The sequence below is a fragment of the Actinopolymorpha pittospori genome (genome assembly GCF_014873875.1).
In the GTDB taxonomy this organism is placed as follows: Bacteria; Actinomycetota; Actinomycetes; order Propionibacteriales; family Actinopolymorphaceae; genus Actinopolymorpha; species Actinopolymorpha pittospori.
On sequence record NZ_JADBEM010000001.1, the window covers coordinates 7,381,094 to 7,400,756 of the forward strand.

A 19,663-nucleotide genomic window follows, 5' to 3' on the forward strand; every position below is an offset into this window, starting at 1 on the left:
AACCGGCCGCGGAACGGCCGTGACTCGCCGGAGAGGGGACCCCGGTCCTCCAGGGTTCAGCTGGTCATGCCCGCCTTGTCGGCCGCCCCCGCGTTCGAGCGGGCCGCCTCGCGGTCGCGGGTCATCTCCTCCACGGTCTTGGTGTGCAGGCGGGCCGCCCCCTCGGTCGCCACGGTGCGGACCCGGGTGCCGTTCTTCTCGGCGAGCTCCAGGCGTTCCCGGGCGGCCGGGATCTCCTCGGCGAACTGCGGCAGCCACTGGGCCTGCTCGACGAGCATCTCGTCGGTCATCTGCCAGACCTCTTCGGGGTTGCAGACGGCGCCGACCAGCGGGTCGTGCAGCATGGCCTGCTTGAGCAGCGTGACGTCGGCGTGGACGGCGGCCTCCTTGCCCATCTCCTGGACGCGGATGCTCGCGGCGCAGGTGGCGGCGGGGGCGAGTGGCAGCTCACCGATGACGGGGATGTTGATGCCGTTGCGGTCGACGTACCCCGGCACCTCGATCACGCTGCCCTGCGGCAGGTTGGTGATCACGCCGTCGTTGCACACGTTGAAGTGGCCGCGGTAGGTCCGGCCGGTCTCCAGCGCCTCGATGATGTAGGACCCGTGCTCCTCACTGCGCCCGTCGGCGGTGATCGGCTTGGGGTCCTCCTTCATCCAGTTCGGGAAGTCCGTCTCGGCCCAGTTGCGGCCCTCGGTGCAGACCCGCAGGTAGCCGCCGGTCTCGCCGTTGATCCAGCTGGACAGGTCGATCCAGTCCGGGATCTCCTCCACCCGCTTGCGGTACCACGGGAGGTACTCCGACAGGTGGCCGTTGGACTCGGTGCTGTAGTAGCCGAAGCGCCGGAGTACGTCGATACGGACCTTCTCGGTCTGGGGGTAGGTCGGGTGCCCCTCGAACAGCTCCAGCATCTTCGAGATCATGTCGATCCCGCGCCACTGCGCCTTGATGTACCACGTCTGGTGGTTGATGCCGGCGGCCACGATGTCGACCTCGCGGCGGTGCAGTGTCTCCTCCGGACCGATCAGGCCCTCTCCCCGCGCCCAGTGCTCGATGCAGCGGGTGATCTGCCAGTGACCGCCCTGAACGCCGTGGCACAGCCCGACCGTGGCCACCCCGCCGTACTCGTTGCAGGCCCAGGTGTTCATGGCCATCGGGTTGGAGTAGTTCAGGAACAGCACGTCGGACTTGGCGACCTCGCGGATGTCGGCGCAGAAGTCGAGCAGCGCCGGGATGGTGCGCTGGGCGTACATCACGCCGCCCGCGCACAGCGTGTCGCCCACGCACTGGTCGACGCCGTACTTCAGCGGAATCTCGATGTCGGTCCGGAACGCGTCAAGACCGCCTTGCCGGATCACCGAGAAGACGTAGTCCGCACCCTCCAGCGACCGGCGCCGGTCCAGGCTCGGCTCGATCGTCGCGGGCAGGTTGCTGGCCTCGATGTCGCGGCGACACAGCCTGGTCACCATGTCGAGGTTGCGTTCGTTGATGTCGTAGAACGCGAACGTCGTGTCGGCGAGTTCGGGTACGGCGAGGATGTCACGCACGAGGCGACGGGTGAAGCCGAGGGATCCGGCACCGAGCATCGCGATTCGGGTTGTCATGCGACCAGCGTCCGCACAGATCAGATGACTCGACAAGGCGGTCTTCGTCACTCGTCCACTAGCGGTCAGCGTCCCCGCCGGTGGTCAGCCCGGGCGGACCGGGACACACGAGGCTGGCGACGTGACCACGGCGGACCCAGGGTCGGAGTTCGGCACTCGGCCCAGCCACCGCGACGGGCGGGCGCGGCGGATCGATGGCGCCTCGTCAGCGGCTCGGCAGTTCCTCGCGTACGCCGTCGACGTAGATGTCGACCTTCTCGTTGTAGAAGGAGACGAGTCCGGCGACCTTCTGGCTCTCCGGCAGTGGCGCTCGGTAGGACCAGGCGAGGTCCTCGTGGACGGTGTCGCCGCCGCGGACCGACCAGTACTCCGCGTCCCCCTTGTAGGGGCAGGAGGTCTGCGACCGGGTCGGAGTCAGCAGGTCCATCCGCACGTCCGTCTTCGGCAGGTAGTAGCGGACGGGCAACCCGGTCTCGAACAGCAGCCTCGGGTGGTCGGACTCCGCCACCGTCACCCCGTCGACCTCGACGCGTACGTGGCGGGAGCTCGGGAGGATGTCGACCCGGGTGTACGGACTGCGCGGATGGGTGAAGACCTCCTCGTCCTCCTCGAACCACGCATCCATCGCCGCCCAGTCGAACCGCACCAGGTCGCGCAGCTCCTCCATCGGCGAGTCGACGTAGCGTACGGCCGCGCCCGGCGCCTCCTTGCCGCCCGCCCTGACCGTGTAGGTGTGCCCGTCGCCCCGGCTAGGTGAGTGGACGATCTCTCCGTCCGGCACCAGCAGGTCGGTGCGGACGTCGCTCACCGGCAGGTAGTACGCCGGGTAGTGCGGCGACTCCCAGACCAGCATCGGATGCACCGTGTCGGCCACCGGGACACCGCCCAGATAGGTCCTGATCCGCTTGGCGCCCGGTTCGATCCGAACGCGTCCTCGCGTTGTGCTCGTCGTTGCTGTCATAGCGTTGTCAACACGGTGCGCGCCGAGGGAATTTCGGCCCCACCCGTCCCGCCCCATCCACCCGGAAGGTCGGGAACGCTGCCTTCCTGCCCCAACGCCGAGCGGTCCGGCCACGCGAGAACGTCCCCGCCGCGGGTGGCCGCTACCGTGGTGATCCACATGCCTCCTGCCGGTGCCGAACGCTGCCCGGACGCCGACCACCCGCACAGGCACCACCCAGACTGAGGGGACCGACCGAGCATGGCGATGAAGGCCGACAGCGTCGAGGACAGGTCCGACATGGCGGAGCTGGACCGCAAGGTCGCGCTCGTCACAGGTGCCGGGTCCGGAGTCGGCCAGGCGGCCGCCGTCGCCCTCGCCGCGGCGGGCTACACCCTCGTCCTCGCCGGCCGCCGCGCCGAGCAGTTGCGGGCCGTCGCCGACCAGTGCGCCGCGGTCGGCCCGGCCGCCTTCGCGGTGCCCACCGACGTGGGGGTCCCCACCTCGGTCGACGCGCTCTTCGAGACGGTTCGGGCGACGTACGGCCGGTTGGACGTGCTGTTCAACAACGCCGGCCGCAACGCCGTCGCCGTCCCCATGGAGGAGCTGCCGGTCGCGGAGTGGCAGGCCGTGGTCGACGTCAACCTGACCGGCGCGTTCCTGTGCACCCAGCACGCCGTCCGGCTGATGAAGCAGCAGCGGCCACGTGGCGGCCGGATCATCAACAACGGGTCCCTGTCCGCGTACACTCCCCGCCCGCACTCGGTGGCCTACACCGCCACCAAGCACGCGATCACCGGGCTCACCAAGTCGACCGCCCTGGACGGCCGCCCCTTCGACATCGCCTGCGGCCAGATCGACATCGGGAACGCGCAGACCCCGATGACCGCCCGCATGTCGCAGGGGGTGCAGCAGCCCGACGGGTCCACCCGGGTCGAGCCCACGATGGACGTCACCCACGTCGCCCGGGCGGTCGTCTACATGGCCGGCCTGCCGCTGGACGCCAACGTGCCGAACATGACCGTGATGGCCACCGGAATGCCGTTCGTCGGGCGCGGCTGAGCACCGGACCGACCACCGCACCCGCGACCGGAACCACCACCGCACCGGCGACCGGCCTGAGAAGTTGTCTGACAACCCCGTGGGCAACCCGTGGCGGGCACCGGCACCTTGCCCCACTAACGTTGCGGACGTGCCCGCAGATCGACAGCCCGTCTCGACCCTGCTGGTGACGCTGACCGGGCGCGACCGGCCAGGCGTGACCTCCGCCGTCTTCGACGCCCTCGCCGCCTTCCCCGTCGAGGTGCTCGACGTCGAGCAGGTCGTCCTGCGGGGCCGGCTCGTCCTCGGGATCCTCGTCACCGCTCCGCGCGACGACGCCCGCGTGCGCCACGCCGTGGAGAAGGTCGCCCGCAATCTCGGGATGGACGTCGAGATCGAGGACGGTGCGGGCGACAACCGGCCACGAGGGACCGGGCGCAGCCATGTCACCGTGCTGGGGCAGCCGCTGCACCCCAGAGCGATCTCCGCGATCGCCGGGCGCGTCTCCGACACGGGCGCCAATATCGACCGCATCGTCCGGATCGCCCGTTACCCGGTGGTGGCGATCGAGCTGGACGTCTCGGGTGTCGACCCGGTCCAGCTGCGGCAGGCGCTGGCGGTCGAGGCCGCGGCCCAACAGGTGGACGTGGCCGTCCAGGCGGCCGGCCTCTACCGGCGGGCCAAGCGACTCGTGGTCCTCGACGTCGACTCGACCCTCATCCAGGGTGAGGTCATCGAGATGCTCGCCGCGCACGCCGGCTATCTCGAAGAGGTCGCACGGGTGACCGCCGCGGCGATGCGCGGCGAGCTGGACTTCGCCGAGTCGCTGCGCCAGCGGGTGGCGCTCCTTGCCGGCGTCCCGGCGACCGCGCTGGACGAGGTACGCCGGGAGGTCAAGCTGACCCCCGGGGCGCGCACCCTGACCCGCACCCTCCGCAGGCTCGGATACCAGCTCGGCGTGGTCAGTGGCGGGTTCACCCAGGTGGTCGAGCCCCTCGCCGCGGAGCTGGGGATCGAGTTCGTGGCGGCCAACGAGCTCGAGGTGGCCGACGGTCACCTCACCGGCCGCGTCGTCGGTCCGATCGTGGACCGTCCGGGCAAGGCGGAGTCGCTGCGTTCCTTCGCCGGCGTGGCGGGCGTACCCCTCTCCCAGACCGTGGCGATCGGCGACGGCGCCAACGATCTCGACATGCTCGCGGCCGCCGGTCTCGGGGTGGCCTTCAACGCCAAGCCGGTCGTGCGCGCCGCGGCCGACACCGCCGTCACGGTGCCCTACCTCGACGCCATCCTCTACCTGCTGGGCATCACCCGCGAGGAGGTCGAGGCGGCCGACGCCGAGGCGGCCCAGAACGCGGCGGACCAGAACCCCCTGGACCAGGGCTGGGGGGACAGGAACTGATCCGTCCAGGTCAGCGCGAGGCTGCGCCGCCGGCCTGGTCGATGCTCACCTGGATGCCGTCCAGCAACCGGTCGAAGCCGAACGCGTGCGCGGCCCGGGTGGACTCGGAGATGCCCTTGTCGAAACCTCCGCTGTTCCAGATCCGCGTCATCGTGGGATAGCGCTCGACGTCGAAGTAGTCCTCCCACAGGCTCTCGCGTTCCTGCCACCACGCCTCGTGGGACTGCTGCGTGTCGTGCTCGACGTGAGCACTTTCCACCTCGATGCCGGCCGTGGCGTGGACGAACGTGGTGACCGCGATCGCCGCGACGTCGATCTGCTGCCCGGTCAGGCCGGTGCCGGCGAGGCTGGACAGGACGTACTCGCGTTCGGCGAGCATGCCAGGCCCGATCGGTGGCCGTACCGCGGAGATGTGCCGCAGCCAGGGATGGCGGCGGTGCATGGTCCGGGTGCGTTCGGCGAAGAGCTCGACCTGGGCCCGCCAGCCGGCCGGACGGGGCTCGCCGGGTGCCGGCAACGCGCGTTCCTCGAACACCTCGTCGACCATCAGGTCGATGAGCTCCGCCTTGGACGGCACGTAGGTGTAGAGGGTCATCGTCGCCACGCCAAGGGCCGCGGCGACCCGGCTCATCGACATGGCCGGGAGCCCTTCCTCGTCCGCGAGCGCGATGGCCGCGGTCACGACGGCGTCCAGGGTGAGTTTCGGCCTGCGTCCACGGGCCGGTCGGTCAGCGGCTTCGGTCTCCGGCCTGGTCCGCCGCCACAGCATCCGAAGGAGCCGGTCCGGGTCTCCCCCGGCACCGCTGTACTCGACTGTCACAGCGGCGAGCCTACATTCTCGTACGCCCTACGCTAATCTCGGTCCAGAGTTTCCGTAACTAATACGAGAAATCGGAAGGCGGCGGACTGTGACCATCCTGGTGACTGGAGCGACGGGCAGTGTGGGCCGACTCGTGGTCGATCACCTCCTCGCGGCGGGCGCGACCGACGTTCGAGCGTTGACCAAGAACCCCGTCAAGGCGGCACTGCCCGCCGAAGTCGAGGTCGTCGAGGGTTACATCGGCAAGCCCGAGACGCTCCCGCCGGCACTCGTAGGTGTCGAGCGGATGTATCTCGCACCCCTGACCGAGACCGCCCGTGAGGTGGCCGCCATGGCCAAGGCCGCGGGCGTCCAGCACATCGTCGACCTCGCGGGGCCGGAGGGGAACTGGTGGCACTCCATCGAGATCGCGGTGGAGGAGTCCGGCGTCGCGTGGACGCACCTGGACGCCGGCGAGTTCATGGAGAACACCACGATCTGGGCCGACCAGATCCGTAGGACCGGCATGGTCCGCGACGCCTACCCCGACGCGGCCAACGCCCCGATCGCCATGGACGACATCGCCGCCGTCGCCGCCACCGTGCTGCTCGAGGACGGCCACCTGGGACGGGCCTACGAGCTGACGGGCCCGGAGACCCTGAGCCGCACCGACCTGCTCAGCCGCATCGGCGCGGCCCTCGGCCGCGAGATCCCGTTCGTGGCGGTGAGCCACGAACAGGCGGTCGAACTCCTCACCCCGAGCATGGGCGAGTTCGCCGAGTGGTACGTGTCCGGCTGGGCCGGGCTCATGGAGCATCCGCAGGCGGCGGTCGCCACCGTCGCCGAGGTCACCCGGCGACCGGCCACCACGTTCGCGGAGTGGGCCGCCCGCAACGCCGACCAGTTCCGCTGAGGGCGGGAGCGACCACCTGACCGTCGGTGCGCCGCCGACCATCTCCTGCGGCGCACCGGAGGCCACGTCTCCACACTTGACGACTCCTACCCGAACCGAAATACTCTGATTCGGATAAACGAGCCAGAGCATCTCGAGGGGAGCCGCGAGTGGCCGCCGCGCGACCGTCCAACCCGCTGGCACTCGCCGTGCTCGTCCTTCTCTACGAGCGGCCGATGCACCCCTACGAGATCTCCACGACCCTGCGTGAGCGGCACAAGGAAGACAGCATCAAGCTCAACTACGGCTCGCTGTACTCCGTCGTCGCGTCCCTGCAGAAGAACGGTCTGATCGAGGTCGTCGAGACCGTCCGCGAAGGCAACCGACCCGAGCGCACGATCTACGCGATCACCGAGGACGGCAAGACCGCGATGATCGACTGGCTCACCGAGCTGGTCAGCGTGCCGACGAAGGAGTACACGCGCTTCGAGGCGGCGCTGTCACTGCTCGGAGCCCTGGAGCCGCAGGAGGCGATCCGGCTGCTCGAACTGCGGCTCGCCAGCCTGGAGATGCACCGCCGCGCGGGCGAGGCCGTCATGGCCGCGTCGCCCGGGGTCCCCCGCATCTTCATCATCGAGTTCGAGTTCACGACCGCCCTGCTCAACGCGGAGATCACGTTCGTACGCGACCTGATCGACGACATGCGGGCGGAGCGACTCAGCGGCTTCACGTTCTGGCGACGCATGCACGAGCTACGCGCGACCGACCTGCCACCCGCGAAGGTCAACGAGATCCTGGAGGAGGAGTTCCGCAACGAAATATCCCTCGACTGGGACGCCCCGTGAAAAAACGGCCCCCGGATGGCGGTGCTGCAACACCGCGGCCGGGGGCCGTCGAAACCTCCGAGTCGAGCCCCGCGTGAGGGCGTGGACCCCAAGGCCTGCACCACCGAGGATATCCACGACCGCGCGGCGCCGACTCCTTCCATCCACCCATGCTCTGGAAGGAGCACCATGCCCGCTCATCTGCCCGCCCATCCGCCGCCCGCGCTCGTGCCCGACCGCGGACCCGCGACCGGGGCCGGGGCGTACGCCATCGAGGCGAAGGACCTGGCCAAGACCTACGGCCGGGGCGACAAGGCGGTCCGGGCACTGTCCGGCGTCAGCTTCGACGTCCCCGCCGGCGCGGTGTTCGGACTGCTCGGCCCGAACGGCGCCGGCAAGTCCACGACCGTCAAGATCCTCACCACACTCTCGCGTGCCGACGCCGGCACGGCGAGCGTCGCCGGCATCGACGTCGACCGGCAGCCCGCCCTCGTCCGCCGCGCGATCGGCTTCGTGTCGCAACGGGCCGGCTTCGACCCGATGGGAACCGGCCGGGAGAACCTCATTCTCACCGGACGGATCTACGGCCTGTCCGGCACCGCCGCCAGGCAGCGCGCCGACGAGTTGCTCGCCCGCTTCGGCCTGGCTGAGGCCGCCAACCGGCTCGTCGGGAAGTGGTCCGGCGGCATGCAGCGCAAGCTCGACGTCGCCATGGGGCTGATCCACCGGCCGCGGGTGCTCTTCCTCGACGAACCGACGACCGGCCTCGACCCTGAGGCCCGCGCCGACATGTGGACCGAGATCTCCCGGCTCACCCAGGACGACGGCCTCACGGTCCTGCTCACCACGCACTACCTCGAGGAGGCTGACCGGCTCGCCGACCAGCTGGTGATCATCGACCGGGGCGCCATCGTCGCGGCCGGTACGCCGGGGGAACTGAAGAGCCAGCTGGACGGGGACACGGTCCAGGTCGAGCTGACGGACTCCGACGTCGACGGACGAGCGCGGTCCCTGCTGGCCTCGATCCCAGGCGTACGGGAGGTCTCGGTCGAGGCGACCACCCTGCGCGCGCGGGTCAGCAACGGAGCGGCCGCCCTGCCGGCCCTCCTGTCCGCCCTGGACGACGCCGGCGTCGGACTCGCCGCGGTGACCGTCGCCCGCCCCTCCCTCGACGACGTCTACCTGCGCTACGCCGGCCGGTCCTTCCAGCGGGCCGACACCGACTCCCAGCGTCCCGACCAGGCCAAGGAGGTGGCGCGATGAGCACTCTCACGTTCTCCCGCCCCGCAGCCTTCCCGGCCTTCCTCACCCATTCCGGCCAGCTCACCCTGCGGTCCCTGCGCACCCTGACGCGCCAGCCGGTCTATCTCGCGTTCGCCCTGGTGCAGCCGATGATCTGGCTGCTGCTGTTCGGTCAGCTGTTCAAGAACGTCGCCCAACTGCCCGGCTTCGGCTCGGGTTCCTACCTCGAGTACCTCACGCCCGGCGTGATCGTCATGACGGCGATGTTCTCCGGCGCCTGGGCCGGCACGACGTTCGTCTCCGACATGGAACGCGGCGTCATGGACCGCAACCTGAGCTCCCCGGTCAGCCGCGGCGCGCTCATCACCGGCTCCCTGGCCTACCAGGCCGTGACGAGCGTCATCCAGTCACTGATCGTCTTCGCCGTCGGCTTCGCGATAGGTGCGCGCTATGCCGGCGGAGTCCGCGGTGTCGCCGTGGTGGTGCTCTGCGCGACGCTGCTCGGGGTCGCCTTCGCCGCCCTGTCGGACACGGTCGCGCTGCTGGTCCGGCAGCACGAGGCACTCATCGGAGTGTCACAGTTCCTGACGCTGCCGCTGAGCTTCCTGTCGTCGGTGATGATGGCGCCGGCGCTGATGCCCGGGTGGGTCAGCGACGCCGCCACCGTCAACCCGGTCAACTGGGCCGCGGTGGCGAGTCGCTCGGTGCTGTCGACACATCCGGACTGGAGCCTGGTCAGCGGCAGGCTGGCACTCCTGCTCGCGCTGACCGTCGTGCTCGGCTGGCTGGCGACCCGCGCGTTCCGCAGCTACCAGCGCTCGGTCTGAGTCCGCTCGGTCTGAGGCCGTTTCCGGCCGGCGCCGGCCGGAACCGATCACGAGAACGATGAGTGGCCCGCGTCCGGTCGGCGCGGGCCACTCACCACGACGGGATCAGGGCCTGCGGATGACGGCCCGCAGTTGACCGGCGCCGGGCGCCACGTCTGGCCAGGGCACGTTCAGGGTGAACTCCGCGAGCGTCCCTGTCGGGTAGCCGTCGTCGAGCGCGCGATGAAGGGACGGAGGCGGGTCGTCGTCCAGCGTGCTCGCGAGACCACCGATCGAGGGGTTGTGCCCGACGACGAGGAGCGTGCCGACGTCCTCGGGGACGCCGGTGATGACCTCCAGCAGGTCGTCGACGGTGTTGGCGTAGAGCCGCTGGTCGATGTCCAGCTTCGGCGGGGTCGGCAGGGCGGCGGCGAACGCCTCCCACGTTTCCCGGGTGCGCAGAGCCGGCGAGACGACCGCGAGGTCGGGCATCGTGCCCTGTGCCCGCACCTGCGCGCCGGCGTACTCCGCCTGCCGGTGGCCCCGACCGGCCAGCGGGCGGTCGCGGTCGGTGACGCCCAGCGGTGTGTCGGCCTTGCCGTGGCGCAGCAGCAGCAACCGTCGGATCACGGTACCCACCCTCCCAGTCTGGTGCGGCTCACCGCACTCGGCTAGACCGACGGGCTGAAGCCGGCCGCGGACACGGCCGGCGCGGCCTCGAAGGTCGGCGCGACCTGACCGGCGGCATGCAGGTCCCGAAGGGTCACCGCGGTCGCGAGCGCCGCGTGCGTCACCTCGTAGCCGCGGTCCTCCGACGAACCCGGCAGACCGGCCCGGTCAAGCGCCTGCTCGTCCGTGTCGCAGGTGAGAACGCCGAACCCTACCGGGACGCCGGTGTCGACGCTGACCTGGGTCAGGCCGGCCGTCGCCGACTGGCAGACGTAGTCGAAGTGCGGCGTGCCCCCACGGATCACCGTGCCGAGCGCGACCACCGCGTCGTACCCGGAGCGGGCCAGGTGCGCGGCCACCACGGAGAGCTCGAAGGACCCGGCGACCCGGACCACGACCGGGTCGACGACGCCCGCGTCGGCCAGCGCCCGCTGGGCGCCGTCCAGCAGGCCGTTCATCACTCGCTCGTGCCACGAGGCGGCGACGACCCCGACCCGAAGCCCTTCGGCACGGATCGACTGCGCGGTCGGCGAACCCTTCCCACTCATGAAGCCCTCCCGGGTAGTTGCTGTACGGACTGCCCGAACTCCGCGGGCAGGACATGGCCGAGGCGATCACGCTTCGTCGCGAGGTAGCGGGCGTTCTCGCCGTTCGGGGGGACCATCAGCGGCAGGGTGTCGCTCACCGTCACGCCGTAGCGTTCGAGTCCCACCCGTTTGGCCGGGTTGTTGGTGAGGAGCCGCACGTGGCTCACCTTGAGATCGGCGAGAATCTGCGCGCCGATCCAGTAGTCGCGGGCGTCGGCGGGAAGGCCGAGGGCGAGGTTGGCCTCCACGGTGTCGTGCCCGACGTCCTGCAGTGCGTACGCCGAGAGCTTGGCGACCAGCCCGATGCCACGCCCCTCGTGGCCGCGCAGGTAGACGACGACACCGGTGCCGGCGGTGGCGACCGCGGCGAGCGACTGGTCCAGCTGCGGTCCGCAGTCACAGCGCAGCGACCCGAACGCGTCACCGGTGAGGCACTCCGAGTGCAGCCTGACCAGTACGTCGGAGCCCGCCGCCGCGGCGACGTCGCCCCGGACGAGGGCGACGTGTTCGGAGCCGTCGACCAACGAGCGGTACCCGATGGCGCGGAAGTCGCCGTGGGCCGTGGGCAGCCGCGTCTCCACGACGCGCTCCACCAGCCGGTCGTGCTGGCGGCGGTACCGGATCAGCTCGGCGATCGAGATCAGGGCGAGGTTGTGTTCGTCGGCGAAGGCGCGCAGGCGCTTCCCGCGCAGCATCGACCCGTCGTCGTCGACGAGTTCGGCCAGCACGCCCACCGGCGCCCAGCCGGCCAGCCGGGCGAGGTCGACGGCCGCCTCCGTGTGGCCGGGCCGGACGAGCACGCCGCCCGGGCGGTAGCGCAGGGGAAAGACGTGGCCCGGCTGGACGAGGTCGTCCGGGTGGGCGTTCGGGTCGGCGAGCACCTGGATGGTGCGGGCCCGGTCGGCCGCGGAGATGCCGGTCGTGACGCCCTGCGCGGCGTCCACGCTGACCGCGAAGGCCGTCCGCATGGACTCCTTGTTCTGCGTCGTCATCGCTCCGATGCCACGACGGTCCAGCTCGCTCCCCTCCATCGAGACGCAGAGCACTCCACTGGAGTAGCGGACCAGGAAGGCCACCAGCTCCGGGGTCACCGCGGCGGCGGGGAAGATGAGGTCGCCCTCGTTCTCGCGGTCCTCGTCGTCGACGACCACCACCGGACGCCCGGCGGCCAGGTCGGCGACCGCCCGCTCGATCGAATCGGTCCAGGCGGGGTTCATGAGGGGTCTCCCGCGGCTACGACGTCGGCGGGGCGGGGCATCGCGGGGATCCGCCGCTCGAGCCTGAGCCAGGTCACGAAGCCGGCCACACAGAACCCGCCGTAGATGATGTAGAGGATCGCGGAGGGGTAGAAGCCCGCGCTGAACAGCAGGGGTACGCCCACCGCGTCGACCGCCACCCAGATCAGCCAGAACTCCACCCACCCGCGGGCCATGCCGTAGGTCGCGAGGATGCTGCCGGTCAGGATCCACGCGTCGGAGAGCGGACCCCACGACCCGAGCAGGCCGAGGACGTAGGTGAAGACGACGACACCGACCGCGGCCGCGACGAGCAGGCCGACCCGCTCCCGCCAGGTCGCCCAGCGCGGTGCGATCGCGCCACCGTCGCCGTTGCGGGCCTGCCGCCAGCGCCACCAGCCGTAGAGGCTCACCGCGAAGAAGAAGACCTGCCGTGCCGCCTGTCCCCACAGGTCCTTCTCCTGCGGTGCGTGGAAAACTCCGCCGAGGAAGACGGTGAAGAGCACGACGTTGCCGATCATCCCGACCGGCCACGCGCCGACTCGCCGGCGCATACCGAGGATCGCGCTGGCCAGTCCGAAGCCGTTGCCGACGATCTCCCGCCACAGGATCGTCGAGCCGCCGATGTGGAGTTCCGCACTCACGAGTTCGTTGAGCCAGTTCACGCCGGTGCCCCCTGCCGCGGGGCCTGCGCGGACGCGGCCGTGCCGAGCCGTTCGAGGTACTTCGCGATCACGTCCACCTCGAGGTTGACCTCGTCGCCGACGCGCTTGTGGCCCAGCGTCGTGCCGTCCAGCGTGGTGGGGATCAGCGCCACGGTGAACGCGGGCTCGGGCAGGTCGCGCACGTCGACGACCGTCAGCGACACACCGTCGACCGCGATCGAGCCCTTCTCCGCGACATACCGAGCCAGCGTCGCCGGCAGGGCGAACTCGACGAGATCCCACTGCGGCGTGGAGTCCCGGCGCAGAACGCGGCCGGTGCCGTCGACGTGGCCCTGCACGATGTGGCCGCCGAGCCGACCGGTCGCCGGCACGGATCGTTCGAGGTTGACCAGCTGACCCGGCGTGACCGCACCCAACGCCGTGCGGGACAGCGTTTCGGCCATCACGTCGGCGGTGAAGAGTCCGTCCTCCGCCGCCAGCCCGATGACCGTGAGGCAGCAGCCGTTGACGGCGATCGAGTCGCCACGACGCGCGTCACTCGCGACCAAGGGGCCGCGTACGGTCAGCTGTGCGGAATCACCCAGGCGTTCGAGGTCGACGACCTCGCCGCGTTCTTCGACTATCCCGGTGAACACCGGCAACTCCCTCGCCTTCCGGTCCCGCTCGGCGGGCACCGGGGATCGAGGGTCGCGCGGCACCAGAACCCGAGCGCGCGCCAAGGATGGGCGCGTCACGCGGGTACGGAACGCGGGCCCGCGTGCTGCCTCCCATCCGGACTTTAACCGTCGGTCCAGGAATTCCACCTGGTCAACCGGTCGAGGTCGGCGTACCGACTTCGACCGGGTCGCGGACTGTCACCGCCGGTTCGGAGTTTCACCGACCCCGGAGCACGCGCGAGCTTTTGCTCGTACGACATTCAGTGTGGCACGCACCGCCCAATGACGGGCAACCAGCGGGCAAGTCCCGAGCGACGGCGTGTCACGAGATGGTCACCTTACGACGTCAGCCCGACGTGCCACCTGCTGCCCGGAACCTTTCGACACCGCGCTCACCAGGGACGATGCCGGACATCTGGGTGCGAACAATGACTCATCCAGCCGACCGGTCCGGCCGGTTTCGGGCACGGATCGACCCGTGATCCCCAGGCGTGAAACCGGTCACACCCAGAAGGTGTCGTGCCGGAGGTAGAACTCCGCCCGCTCGTCCTCGGTCATCTCGGCCAGGTCGACGATGCCTTCGAAGTAGCCCTCGCGTGGCGCACCGGGCGCGAAGTGCAGCAGCATCGAGGCCGGCTCCCCGGACTCGTTGCGGAACCCGTGCACGCCGCCCTCGGGCACGTGCACGAAGTCGCCCGGCTTCGTGTCGATCCAGCGGGTGCCGTCATAGATCCGCACCGTGCCGGTGAGGACGTAGAACGACTCCGAGATGGATCGGTGGAAGTGCGGTTGCGGACCACTCGGCTCCGGGCCCATCTCCCACCGGTAGAGACCGAACTGGCCGTTCGTCGTCGCACCGGTGGCGAGGTAGTGCGCGGTGTTGCCGCTCGGGTAGGTCAGTTCGGGCCTGTGGTCGGCCCGACGGTGGGTGGCGCTGACCTCGCCGCCGTCACCGAGGTAGCGGGGCTCGGGATAGCTCATTGCTCCGCCTTCTCGAGCTTCCATGCCTGCTGCCGCCAGTCGGTCAACAGAGCGGGGTCGTTGTCGGCCGTCGACACCTTCGACATTGCGGTCCCTTCGTTGAACGGGCGATCCAGGTCGGCCAGTGACGACCATAGTGTCGAGTTCGGACACTCCTCCCCCACAGGACATGCTTCCGACAAAGTGCGAAGTGACGGTTGGTCCGAGCGCTGTCCGGACAGGCACCGTCCGGTCAGTCGGCGTCCAACGCCGAGGCGACCGCGGCGCGTACCTCGTCCTCGCCGGGCACGGCCCGCCCGCGCGCGGCGGCCATCCTGGCGAGGGATGTCATGGGTGTGTCCGGCAGCCCGCACGCGGTGAACGCCGAGTAGACCTCGAGGTCCGGCTCGATGTTCAGCGCGAACCCGTGGCTGGTGACCCCGCGCCGGATCCGCATTCCGATCGAGGCGACCTTCTCGTGCTCCGGCGTCCACACCCCCACCAGGCTCTGGGCCTGCGGCGGCGTGTCACGGCGCAGCGCCGGGAAGCCGAGTGTGTCCAGCGCCCGGATCAGAGCGTTCTCGACCCAGCGCACGACGTCGCTCGGTCCGCGTTCGCGGAGGTTGACGACGAGGTAGCCGACGAGCTGGCCCGGCCCGTGGTAGGTCGCCTGCCCGCCGCGGTCGACCTCCACCAACGGGATCGTGGAGTTCACGGGCAGGTCGCTGGGCGGCGTCCGGACACCGTAGGTGATCACCGCGGGATGGGAGAGCAGGACCAGCCGGTCGCGGATTAGCCCCTCCTGGCGCTGGCGGACCCAGTCACTCATCTGCTCCATGGCCTCGGTGTAGGGGACCTCGCCCAGATCGATCCGTTCCAACGAAGCCACGCCGTCATCCCTCAGCCGTAGGTGTGTGGTCCATCCCCGTCTGCCGCTCGAGACTAGCTCGCGGGCGGCGCCCTGGTCCGGGAGGCCTGTCGGCGCGAACGTAAGCTCGGCGGACGTGGCAGACGCCTCCTTGGCAACGCTCCAGCGGTCACTGGGCAACCCGGACGTCACGTATCCACTGTGGCCGCCCCTGACCAGCGGATGCCCGACGACCAGTACGGAGGACGTCGCCTACCCGCTCGAGGTCGACTACGCCTACGACCAGGTGCCGAGGGACCTCTTCGCTGCCCGGCCGGCCCGTGGCGTGGGGCTGGACCGGTGGGCGCCGCTGCTTCCGCCGCTCGCTGCGCCTGGCCTCGGTGAGGGCTGCACGCCGCTGGTCGAACTCGAGCCCGGCGTCTACGTCAAGGACGAGTCCCGCAACCCCACCTGGAGCCACAAGGACCGGCTCAACCGCTGCACGACCAGCGCGGCGGTCGGTGTCTGCGCACCGGGCATCGTCGTCGCCTCCTCCGGAAACCACGGCGCGTCGGCGGCGGCGTTCGCGGCACGTGCCGGGCTGCGCTGCGTGGTGTTCGCCTCGTTGGAGATGCCGCCGGCGGTGGACGCCTTCCTGCATGCCTACGACGCGATCGTGTTGCCGGTGCCGTGGAAGGCGCGCTGGCCGCTGATGCGGCTGGTGGTCGAGCGGATGGGGCTGCACCCGGTGAGCAACCTCACCACCACCCACACCGGTCACCCCTTCGGCCCCGAGGGGTACAAGAGCGTCGCGTACGAAATCTTCACCGAGATCGGCGTTCCGGAGGCCGTCTTCTGCCGACCGGGTACGGCGAGCTCCTCTTCGGCGTCTGGAAGGGCTTCGCCGAACTCCGCCGGCTCGGGCACAGCGACCGCGTGCCCCGGATCTTCGCCTGCGAACCGGCCGCGGCAGCACCCCTTGCCGCGGCCGTGCGTCAGGGCCTACCGGCCGCGCACGTCGAGGTGGGCGTCACCGACGCGTACTCGATCGTCTCCGCCGTCAGCGGATACCGCGGTGTCGTCGTCGTACGGGAGAGCGGCGGCCGCGCGCTCCTCCTGACCGACGAGCGGTTGCGTGCCGCCCAAGCCGAGCTGGCTCGCGCCGGACTGTGGACGGAGCTGTCCAGCGCCGCGGGGTTGGCCGGACTGCGGAGCGTGGGAGAGATCGACGGGCCTGTGGTGTGTGTCTCGACGTCCAGCGGGTTCAAGGACCGCTCCGTCGCCGCCCAGCCACCCGCCCACACCACGCTGATCGTGGAACCGGAGTGGGAGCCGGTACGCCGCGCGCTACGAGCCGCCGGTATCCGCGAGTGAGGTCAGGCTGAGCCGGCGGACTGGGCCATCCGGCGCAGCTCCTCCACCACCCGGGACGGATCATCGGCACCGAACACCGCGGAGCCCGCGACGAACACGTCGGCACCGGCTTCGGCGCAGCGTTCGATGGTCTCCGCCGAGACTCCCCCGTCGACCTGCAGCCACAGGTCGAGCCCGTGCCGGCCGATGAGCTCGCGACAGCGCCGGATCTTCGGCAGGCAGACGTCGAGGAATTTCTGCCCGCCGAAGCCCGGCTCCACGGTCATGACCAGCAGCATGTCCAGCTCGCCGAGCAGATCCTCGTAGGGTTCGACGGGTGTGGCCGGCTTGAGCGCCATCCCGGCCCGGGCACCCTTGCCCCGCAGCTCGCGGGCGAGCCGGATGGGCGCGTGCGCCGCCTCGACGTGGAACGTCACGCTCTTCGCGCCCGCCTCGGCGTAGGCCGGCGCCCACCGGTCGGGGTCGTTGATCATGAGGTGGCAGTCGATCGGCAGTCGGGTCGCCGCGAGGAGGGACTCCACCACCGGCAGCCCGATGGTGAGGTTCGGGACGAAGTGGTTGTCCATCACGTCGACGTGCAGCCAGTCGGCGGCGGAGACCGCGTCGGCGGCCTCGGCGAGCCGGGCGAAGTCGGCGGAGAGGATGCTCGGTGCTATCTGAACGGCCATCGTGTCGTGACTCTACTGAAGGTCCTCAGCCGGTCCGTCGCAGCAGTGCCAGGAACATCGCGTCGGTCCCATGGCGGTGCGGCCACAGCTGGATCTCCGGGCCCTCGCCCAGATCGGGCACGCCGGGAAGCGACGGACGGGCGTCCACCCGCTCCACGTCGTCCCTTCCGGCGAGGACGGCCGCCACGACGTCCTGGGTCTCCGCGAGGTGCGGCGAGCACGTCGCGTAGGCGACGATGCCGCCGACCCGCACGGCCTCCAGCGCACTGGCGAGCAGCCGCTCCTGGAGGGGACGCAGGCCGGCCACGTCGGAGGCCGCACGCCGCCAGCGCGCCTCGGGACGGCGCCGCAACGCACCGAGACCGGTGCACGGAACATCGACGAGGACGCGGTCGAAGCTTCCCGGACGCCAGGCCGACACGGTGCCGTCGGCGACGAGGGTGCCGAGAACGCCACGGGTAGGGCGGTCCCGCCGCGGGACGAGGGTACGGGCCACCAGGCCGGCTCGGTGCGGCTGGCGTTCGACGGCGAGCAGGCCGGCCGAACGCTGTCCGGCCAGGCCGGCGAGCAACGCGGCCTTGCCACCGGGGCCGGCGCACAGGTCCAGCCACCGCTCGTCGGGGCCGTCCAGGGGTGCTCGCGCCAGGGCGAGCGCCACCAGTTGGCTGCCCTCGTCCTGCACTCCCGCGCGGCCCTGCGCGACGGCCCGCACCCGGTGTGGGTCGCCTTCGGCGAGGATCGCGGCGTACGGCGACCAACTCCCCCGCCGGGCGCTGCCCTCCGTGCACAGGTCCTCCACGCTGGAGCGCCCCGGCCAGGCGGCGAGTGTCACGCGAGGCGGTTCGTTGTCGGCGGCGAGCACGGCGGCTGTCTCCTCGAGGGAACCGCCCAGGGCGTCGCGAAACGCCTCGACCACCCACCGCGGGTGGGCGTGCACGCTGGCGAGGTGCCCGACCGGATCGAGGCTGGGGTCTGGTGCGATCTCAGCGAGCCAACCGGCCAGGTCGCGGGCCGCGACCTTGCGCAGGACGGCGTTGACGAACTTCGACGGACCGACGCCGGCCACCCGCCGGGCCAGGTCGACGCTGGTCGCCACCGCGGCATGGGAAGGGACCCGCATGCCGAGCAGCTGGTGCGCGCCGAGGCGTAGGACGTCCAGCACCTCGCTGTCGAGTTCGGGCAAGGGGCGGTTGACGCAGCGGCTGAGTACGTCGTCGTAGCCGCCCCGGCGGAGGGCGCCGTGGGTGAGCTCGGTCGCGAACGCGGCGTCACGTCCGGACAGCCCGCGCTCGCGGAGCGCGGCGGGCAACGCCAGGTTGGCGTAGGCGTCTCGCGTCGAGACGGCGTGAACGACGTCGTAGGCGGCGAGCCGCGCCGGGTCGACACCGCCGCGGCGGCGACCTCCCTGGTCACGTCGGCCTTGGTCACGTCGGCCTTGGTCACGTCGGTCTCGGTCGGGTCGGTCTCGGTCGCGTCGGGCCGTGTGGTGGGTGGTGGGAGGCATCAGGTGAGGCGCTCCCCGCTGTCGGGTCGGACGCCGCGCGCCCAGTCGGCCGCGAGCATCGGGCGCTTTCCGTGCGGCCGGACCTCTCCGAGCGCGACCGGACCGCTGCCGGTGCCCACCAGTACGCGGTGCTTCTCCGCGACGATCTGGCCCGGCGCCAGCGAGTCGGCGTCAGCGGCCGGGGTGACCACGCTGACCGGTCCGAGCTTGAGCCGCTCATCCCGGAAGACGGTCCACGCGCCGGGCGCGGGCGTACCGGAGCGCACCAACCGGTCGACCGCGAAGGCGGGCGCGCTCCAGTCGACACGTACGTCGTCGACGTCGACCTTGGGGGCATAGCTCACCCCGTCGGCGGGTTGCGGTCGCGCCTCGAGCGTCCCGGCCGCGATGCCGTCGAGGGTGTCCAGCAACAGCCTGGCGCCGCTTCGGGCGAGCCGGGTGAGCAGGTCACCCGCGGTGTCGGTGGGACCGATCGGCTCGGTCAGGACGCCGAAGACGGGGCCGGCGTCGAGTTCCTGCACGATCTGGAAGGTCGAGGCGCCCGTCACGTCGTCCCCGGCCCTGACCGCGTGCTGGACCGGAGCCGCCCCGCGCCACGCGGGCAGCACCGAGAAGTGCAGGTTGATCCACCCGTGCCGCGGCACCTCCAGCACCGGATTGGGCAGCAGAGCGCCGTAGGCGACGACCGGGCAGGCGTCAGGAGCGATCTCCCGGAGGCGTTCCAGGAACTCTGGCGACCTGGCCGACTTCGGCTTGAGGACCTCGATGCCCTCGGCCTGGGCGCGTTCGGCGACCGGCGACGGATGCAGCCTGCGCCCGCGACCGGACGGGGCGTCCGGTCGGGTCAGCACCGCCACGACGTCGTGGTCGCTGCCCAGAATCGTCTCCAGCGCCGGCAGGGCCGGCTCGGGCGTGCCCGCGAACAACAGCCGCACTTAGCAGACCTCCAGC

Annotated in this window: 19 protein-coding genes, 1 pseudogene and 1 riboswitch; of the genes and pseudogenes, 7 read left to right on the forward strand and 13 right to left on the reverse strand. The window is 70.9% G+C overall.

Annotation, left to right across the window (positions count from 1 at the left end; all coding sequences use genetic code 11):
* Window positions 1–56: 56 nt before the first annotated feature.
* Window positions 57–1,604 (reverse strand): alpha-glucosidase/alpha-galactosidase, encoded by a 1,548-nt coding sequence (gene melA / locus HEB94_RS34420; RefSeq protein WP_192753704.1) that lies wholly within the window; start codon window positions 1,602–1,604, stop codon window positions 57–59.
* Between the two features lie 205 nt (window positions 1,605–1,809).
* Window positions 1,810–2,565 (reverse strand): DUF427 domain-containing protein, encoded by a 756-nt coding sequence (locus HEB94_RS34425; RefSeq protein ID WP_192753705.1) that lies wholly within the window; start codon window positions 2,563–2,565, stop codon window positions 1,810–1,812.
* Window positions 2,566–2,805: 240 nt separating this feature from the next.
* On the opposite strand from HEB94_RS34425, the gene HEB94_RS34430 reads away from it, so the two are divergent.
* Window positions 2,806–3,606 carry an SDR family oxidoreductase gene (locus HEB94_RS34430; RefSeq protein WP_238361713.1) on the forward strand — a complete coding sequence of 267 codons (801 nt, stop codon included), beginning with the start codon at window positions 2,806–2,808 and terminating at the stop codon, window positions 3,604–3,606.
* A 130-nt stretch (window positions 3,607–3,736) separates the two neighbouring features.
* Window positions 3,737–4,984: a phosphoserine phosphatase SerB gene (serB, locus tag HEB94_RS34435; RefSeq protein WP_192753706.1), complete on the forward strand. Its 1,248-nt coding sequence runs from the start codon at window positions 3,737–3,739 to the stop codon at window positions 4,982–4,984.
* A 10-nt stretch (window positions 4,985–4,994) separates the two neighbouring features.
* On the opposite strand, the gene HEB94_RS34440 is transcribed toward serB, so the two are convergent.
* Window positions 4,995–5,804, reverse strand: a complete 810-nt coding sequence (locus HEB94_RS34440) for a TetR/AcrR family transcriptional regulator C-terminal domain-containing protein (protein WP_192753707.1) — start codon at window positions 5,802–5,804, stop codon at window positions 4,995–4,997.
* Window positions 5,805–5,892: 88 nt separating this feature from the next.
* On the opposite strand from HEB94_RS34440, the gene HEB94_RS34445 reads away from it, so the two are divergent.
* The 4 genes from HEB94_RS34445 to HEB94_RS34460 all read left to right on the forward strand — a co-directional run bounded on the left by HEB94_RS34445 (window position 5,893) and on the right by HEB94_RS34460 (window position 9,568).
* A complete protein-coding gene (locus HEB94_RS34445; protein WP_192753708.1) occupies window positions 5,893–6,696 on the forward strand; it encodes an NmrA family NAD(P)-binding protein in 804 nt (267 codons plus the stop codon).
* Window positions 6,697–6,845: 149 nt separating this feature from the next.
* The gene (locus HEB94_RS34450) at window positions 6,846–7,520 is read left to right on the forward strand and encodes a helix-turn-helix transcriptional regulator (protein WP_192753709.1); all 675 of its coding nucleotides are present in this window, start codon (window positions 6,846–6,848) and stop codon (window positions 7,518–7,520) included.
* Window positions 7,521–7,688: 168 nt separating this feature from the next.
* Entirely contained in the window at window positions 7,689–8,762 is a 1,074-nt protein-coding gene (locus HEB94_RS34455) for an ATP-binding cassette domain-containing protein (protein ID WP_192753710.1), read from the forward strand.
* Complete coding sequence (locus HEB94_RS34460) at window positions 8,759–9,568, forward strand: ABC transporter permease (RefSeq protein ID WP_192753711.1); 810 nt, start codon at window positions 8,759–8,761, stop codon at window positions 9,566–9,568. Before HEB94_RS34455 ends, HEB94_RS34460 begins: the two co-directional genes overlap by 4 nt.
* Before the next feature lie 105 nt (window positions 9,569–9,673).
* Here the strand turns inward: HEB94_RS34460 and HEB94_RS34465 are convergent, their stop codons facing one another.
* The 7 genes from HEB94_RS34465 to lipB form a co-directional block, all read right to left on the reverse strand.
* On the reverse strand, window positions 9,674–10,186 hold the full coding sequence (locus tag HEB94_RS34465; protein WP_192753712.1) for a histidine phosphatase family protein: 513 nt from the start codon (window positions 10,184–10,186) through the stop codon (window positions 9,674–9,676).
* Window positions 10,187–10,218: 32 nt separating this feature from the next.
* Entirely contained in the window at window positions 10,219–10,764 is a 546-nt protein-coding gene (gene ribH, locus HEB94_RS34470) for a 6,7-dimethyl-8-ribityllumazine synthase (protein ID WP_192753713.1), read from the reverse strand.
* Window positions 10,761–12,020 (reverse strand): bifunctional 3,4-dihydroxy-2-butanone-4-phosphate synthase/GTP cyclohydrolase II, encoded by a 1,260-nt coding sequence (locus HEB94_RS34475; protein WP_192753714.1) that lies wholly within the window; start codon window positions 12,018–12,020, stop codon window positions 10,761–10,763. The genes ribH and HEB94_RS34475 overlap by 4 nt, the downstream gene beginning before the upstream one ends.
* Window positions 12,017–12,703 (reverse strand): nicotinamide riboside transporter PnuC, encoded by a 687-nt coding sequence (gene pnuC, locus HEB94_RS34480; RefSeq protein ID WP_192753715.1) that lies wholly within the window; start codon window positions 12,701–12,703, stop codon window positions 12,017–12,019. The genes HEB94_RS34475 and pnuC overlap by 4 nt, the downstream gene beginning before the upstream one ends.
* On the reverse strand, window positions 12,700–13,338 hold the full coding sequence (locus HEB94_RS34485; RefSeq protein WP_192753716.1) for a riboflavin synthase: 639 nt from the start codon (window positions 13,336–13,338) through the stop codon (window positions 12,700–12,702). The genes pnuC and HEB94_RS34485 overlap by 4 nt, the downstream gene beginning before the upstream one ends.
* 118 nt (window positions 13,339–13,456) lie before the next feature.
* Window positions 13,457–13,598, reverse strand: a riboswitch (FMN riboswitch).
* 262 nt (window positions 13,599–13,860) lie between these two features.
* Window positions 13,861–14,340 carry a cupin domain-containing protein gene (locus tag HEB94_RS34490; protein WP_192753717.1) on the reverse strand — a complete coding sequence of 160 codons (480 nt, stop codon included), beginning with the start codon at window positions 14,338–14,340 and terminating at the stop codon, window positions 13,861–13,863.
* Window positions 14,341–14,572: 232 nt separating this feature from the next.
* Window positions 14,573–15,208 (reverse strand): lipoyl(octanoyl) transferase LipB, encoded by a 636-nt coding sequence (gene lipB / locus HEB94_RS34495; protein ID WP_192753718.1) that lies wholly within the window; start codon window positions 15,206–15,208, stop codon window positions 14,573–14,575.
* A 304-nt stretch (window positions 15,209–15,512) separates the two neighbouring features.
* Here lipB and HEB94_RS34500 point away from each other — a divergent pair.
* Window positions 15,513–16,540 (forward strand): annotated as a pseudogene (locus HEB94_RS34500) (threonine synthase).
* Between the two features lie 2 nt (window positions 16,541–16,542).
* Here the strand turns inward: HEB94_RS34500 and rpe are convergent.
* From rpe to fmt, 3 genes are read right to left on the reverse strand one after another with little or no spacing between them, the layout of a single operon-like run.
* Complete coding sequence (rpe, locus tag HEB94_RS34505; RefSeq protein WP_192753719.1) at window positions 16,543–17,208, reverse strand: ribulose-phosphate 3-epimerase; 666 nt, start codon at window positions 17,206–17,208, stop codon at window positions 16,543–16,545.
* A 25-nt stretch (window positions 17,209–17,233) separates the two neighbouring features.
* Window positions 17,234–18,712, reverse strand: coding sequence for an RsmB/NOP family class I SAM-dependent RNA methyltransferase (locus HEB94_RS34510; RefSeq protein ID WP_192753720.1), 1,479 nt, complete (start codon window positions 18,710–18,712; stop codon window positions 17,234–17,236).
* Window positions 18,712–19,647, reverse strand: coding sequence for a methionyl-tRNA formyltransferase (gene fmt / locus HEB94_RS34515; RefSeq protein WP_192753721.1), 936 nt, complete (start codon window positions 19,645–19,647; stop codon window positions 18,712–18,714). Before fmt ends, HEB94_RS34510 begins: the two co-directional genes overlap by 1 nt.
* Window positions 19,648–19,663: the final 16 nt, after the last annotated feature.

Coding starts and splice junctions, on each gene's coding strand:
- HEB94_RS34460 (WP_192753711.1), top strand. CDS start 8,759: ATGAGCACTCTCACGTTCTCCCGCCCCGCAGCCTTCCCGGCCTTCCTC.
- ribH (WP_192753713.1), bottom strand. CDS start 10,764: ATGAGTGGGAAGGGTTCGCCGACCGCGCAGTCGATCCGTGCCGAAGGG.
- melA (WP_192753704.1), bottom strand. CDS start 1,604: ATGACAACCCGAATCGCGATGCTCGGTGCCGGATCCCTCGGCTTCACC.
- HEB94_RS34510 (WP_192753720.1), bottom strand. CDS start 18,712: ATGCCTCCCACCACCCACCACACGGCCCGACGCGACCGAGACCGACCC.
- HEB94_RS34455 (WP_192753710.1), top strand. CDS start 7,689: ATGCCCGCTCATCTGCCCGCCCATCCGCCGCCCGCGCTCGTGCCCGAC.
- HEB94_RS34475 (WP_192753714.1), bottom strand. CDS start 12,020: ATGAACCCCGCCTGGACCGATTCGATCGAGCGGGCGGTCGCCGACCTG.
- HEB94_RS34490 (WP_192753717.1), bottom strand. CDS start 14,340: ATGAGCTATCCCGAGCCCCGCTACCTCGGTGACGGCGGCGAGGTCAGC.
- HEB94_RS34430 (WP_238361713.1), top strand. CDS start 2,806: ATGGCGATGAAGGCCGACAGCGTCGAGGACAGGTCCGACATGGCGGAG.
- rpe (WP_192753719.1), bottom strand. CDS start 17,208: ATGGCCGTTCAGATAGCACCGAGCATCCTCTCCGCCGACTTCGCCCGG.
- HEB94_RS34425 (WP_192753705.1), bottom strand. CDS start 2,565: ATGACAGCAACGACGAGCACAACGCGAGGACGCGTTCGGATCGAACCG.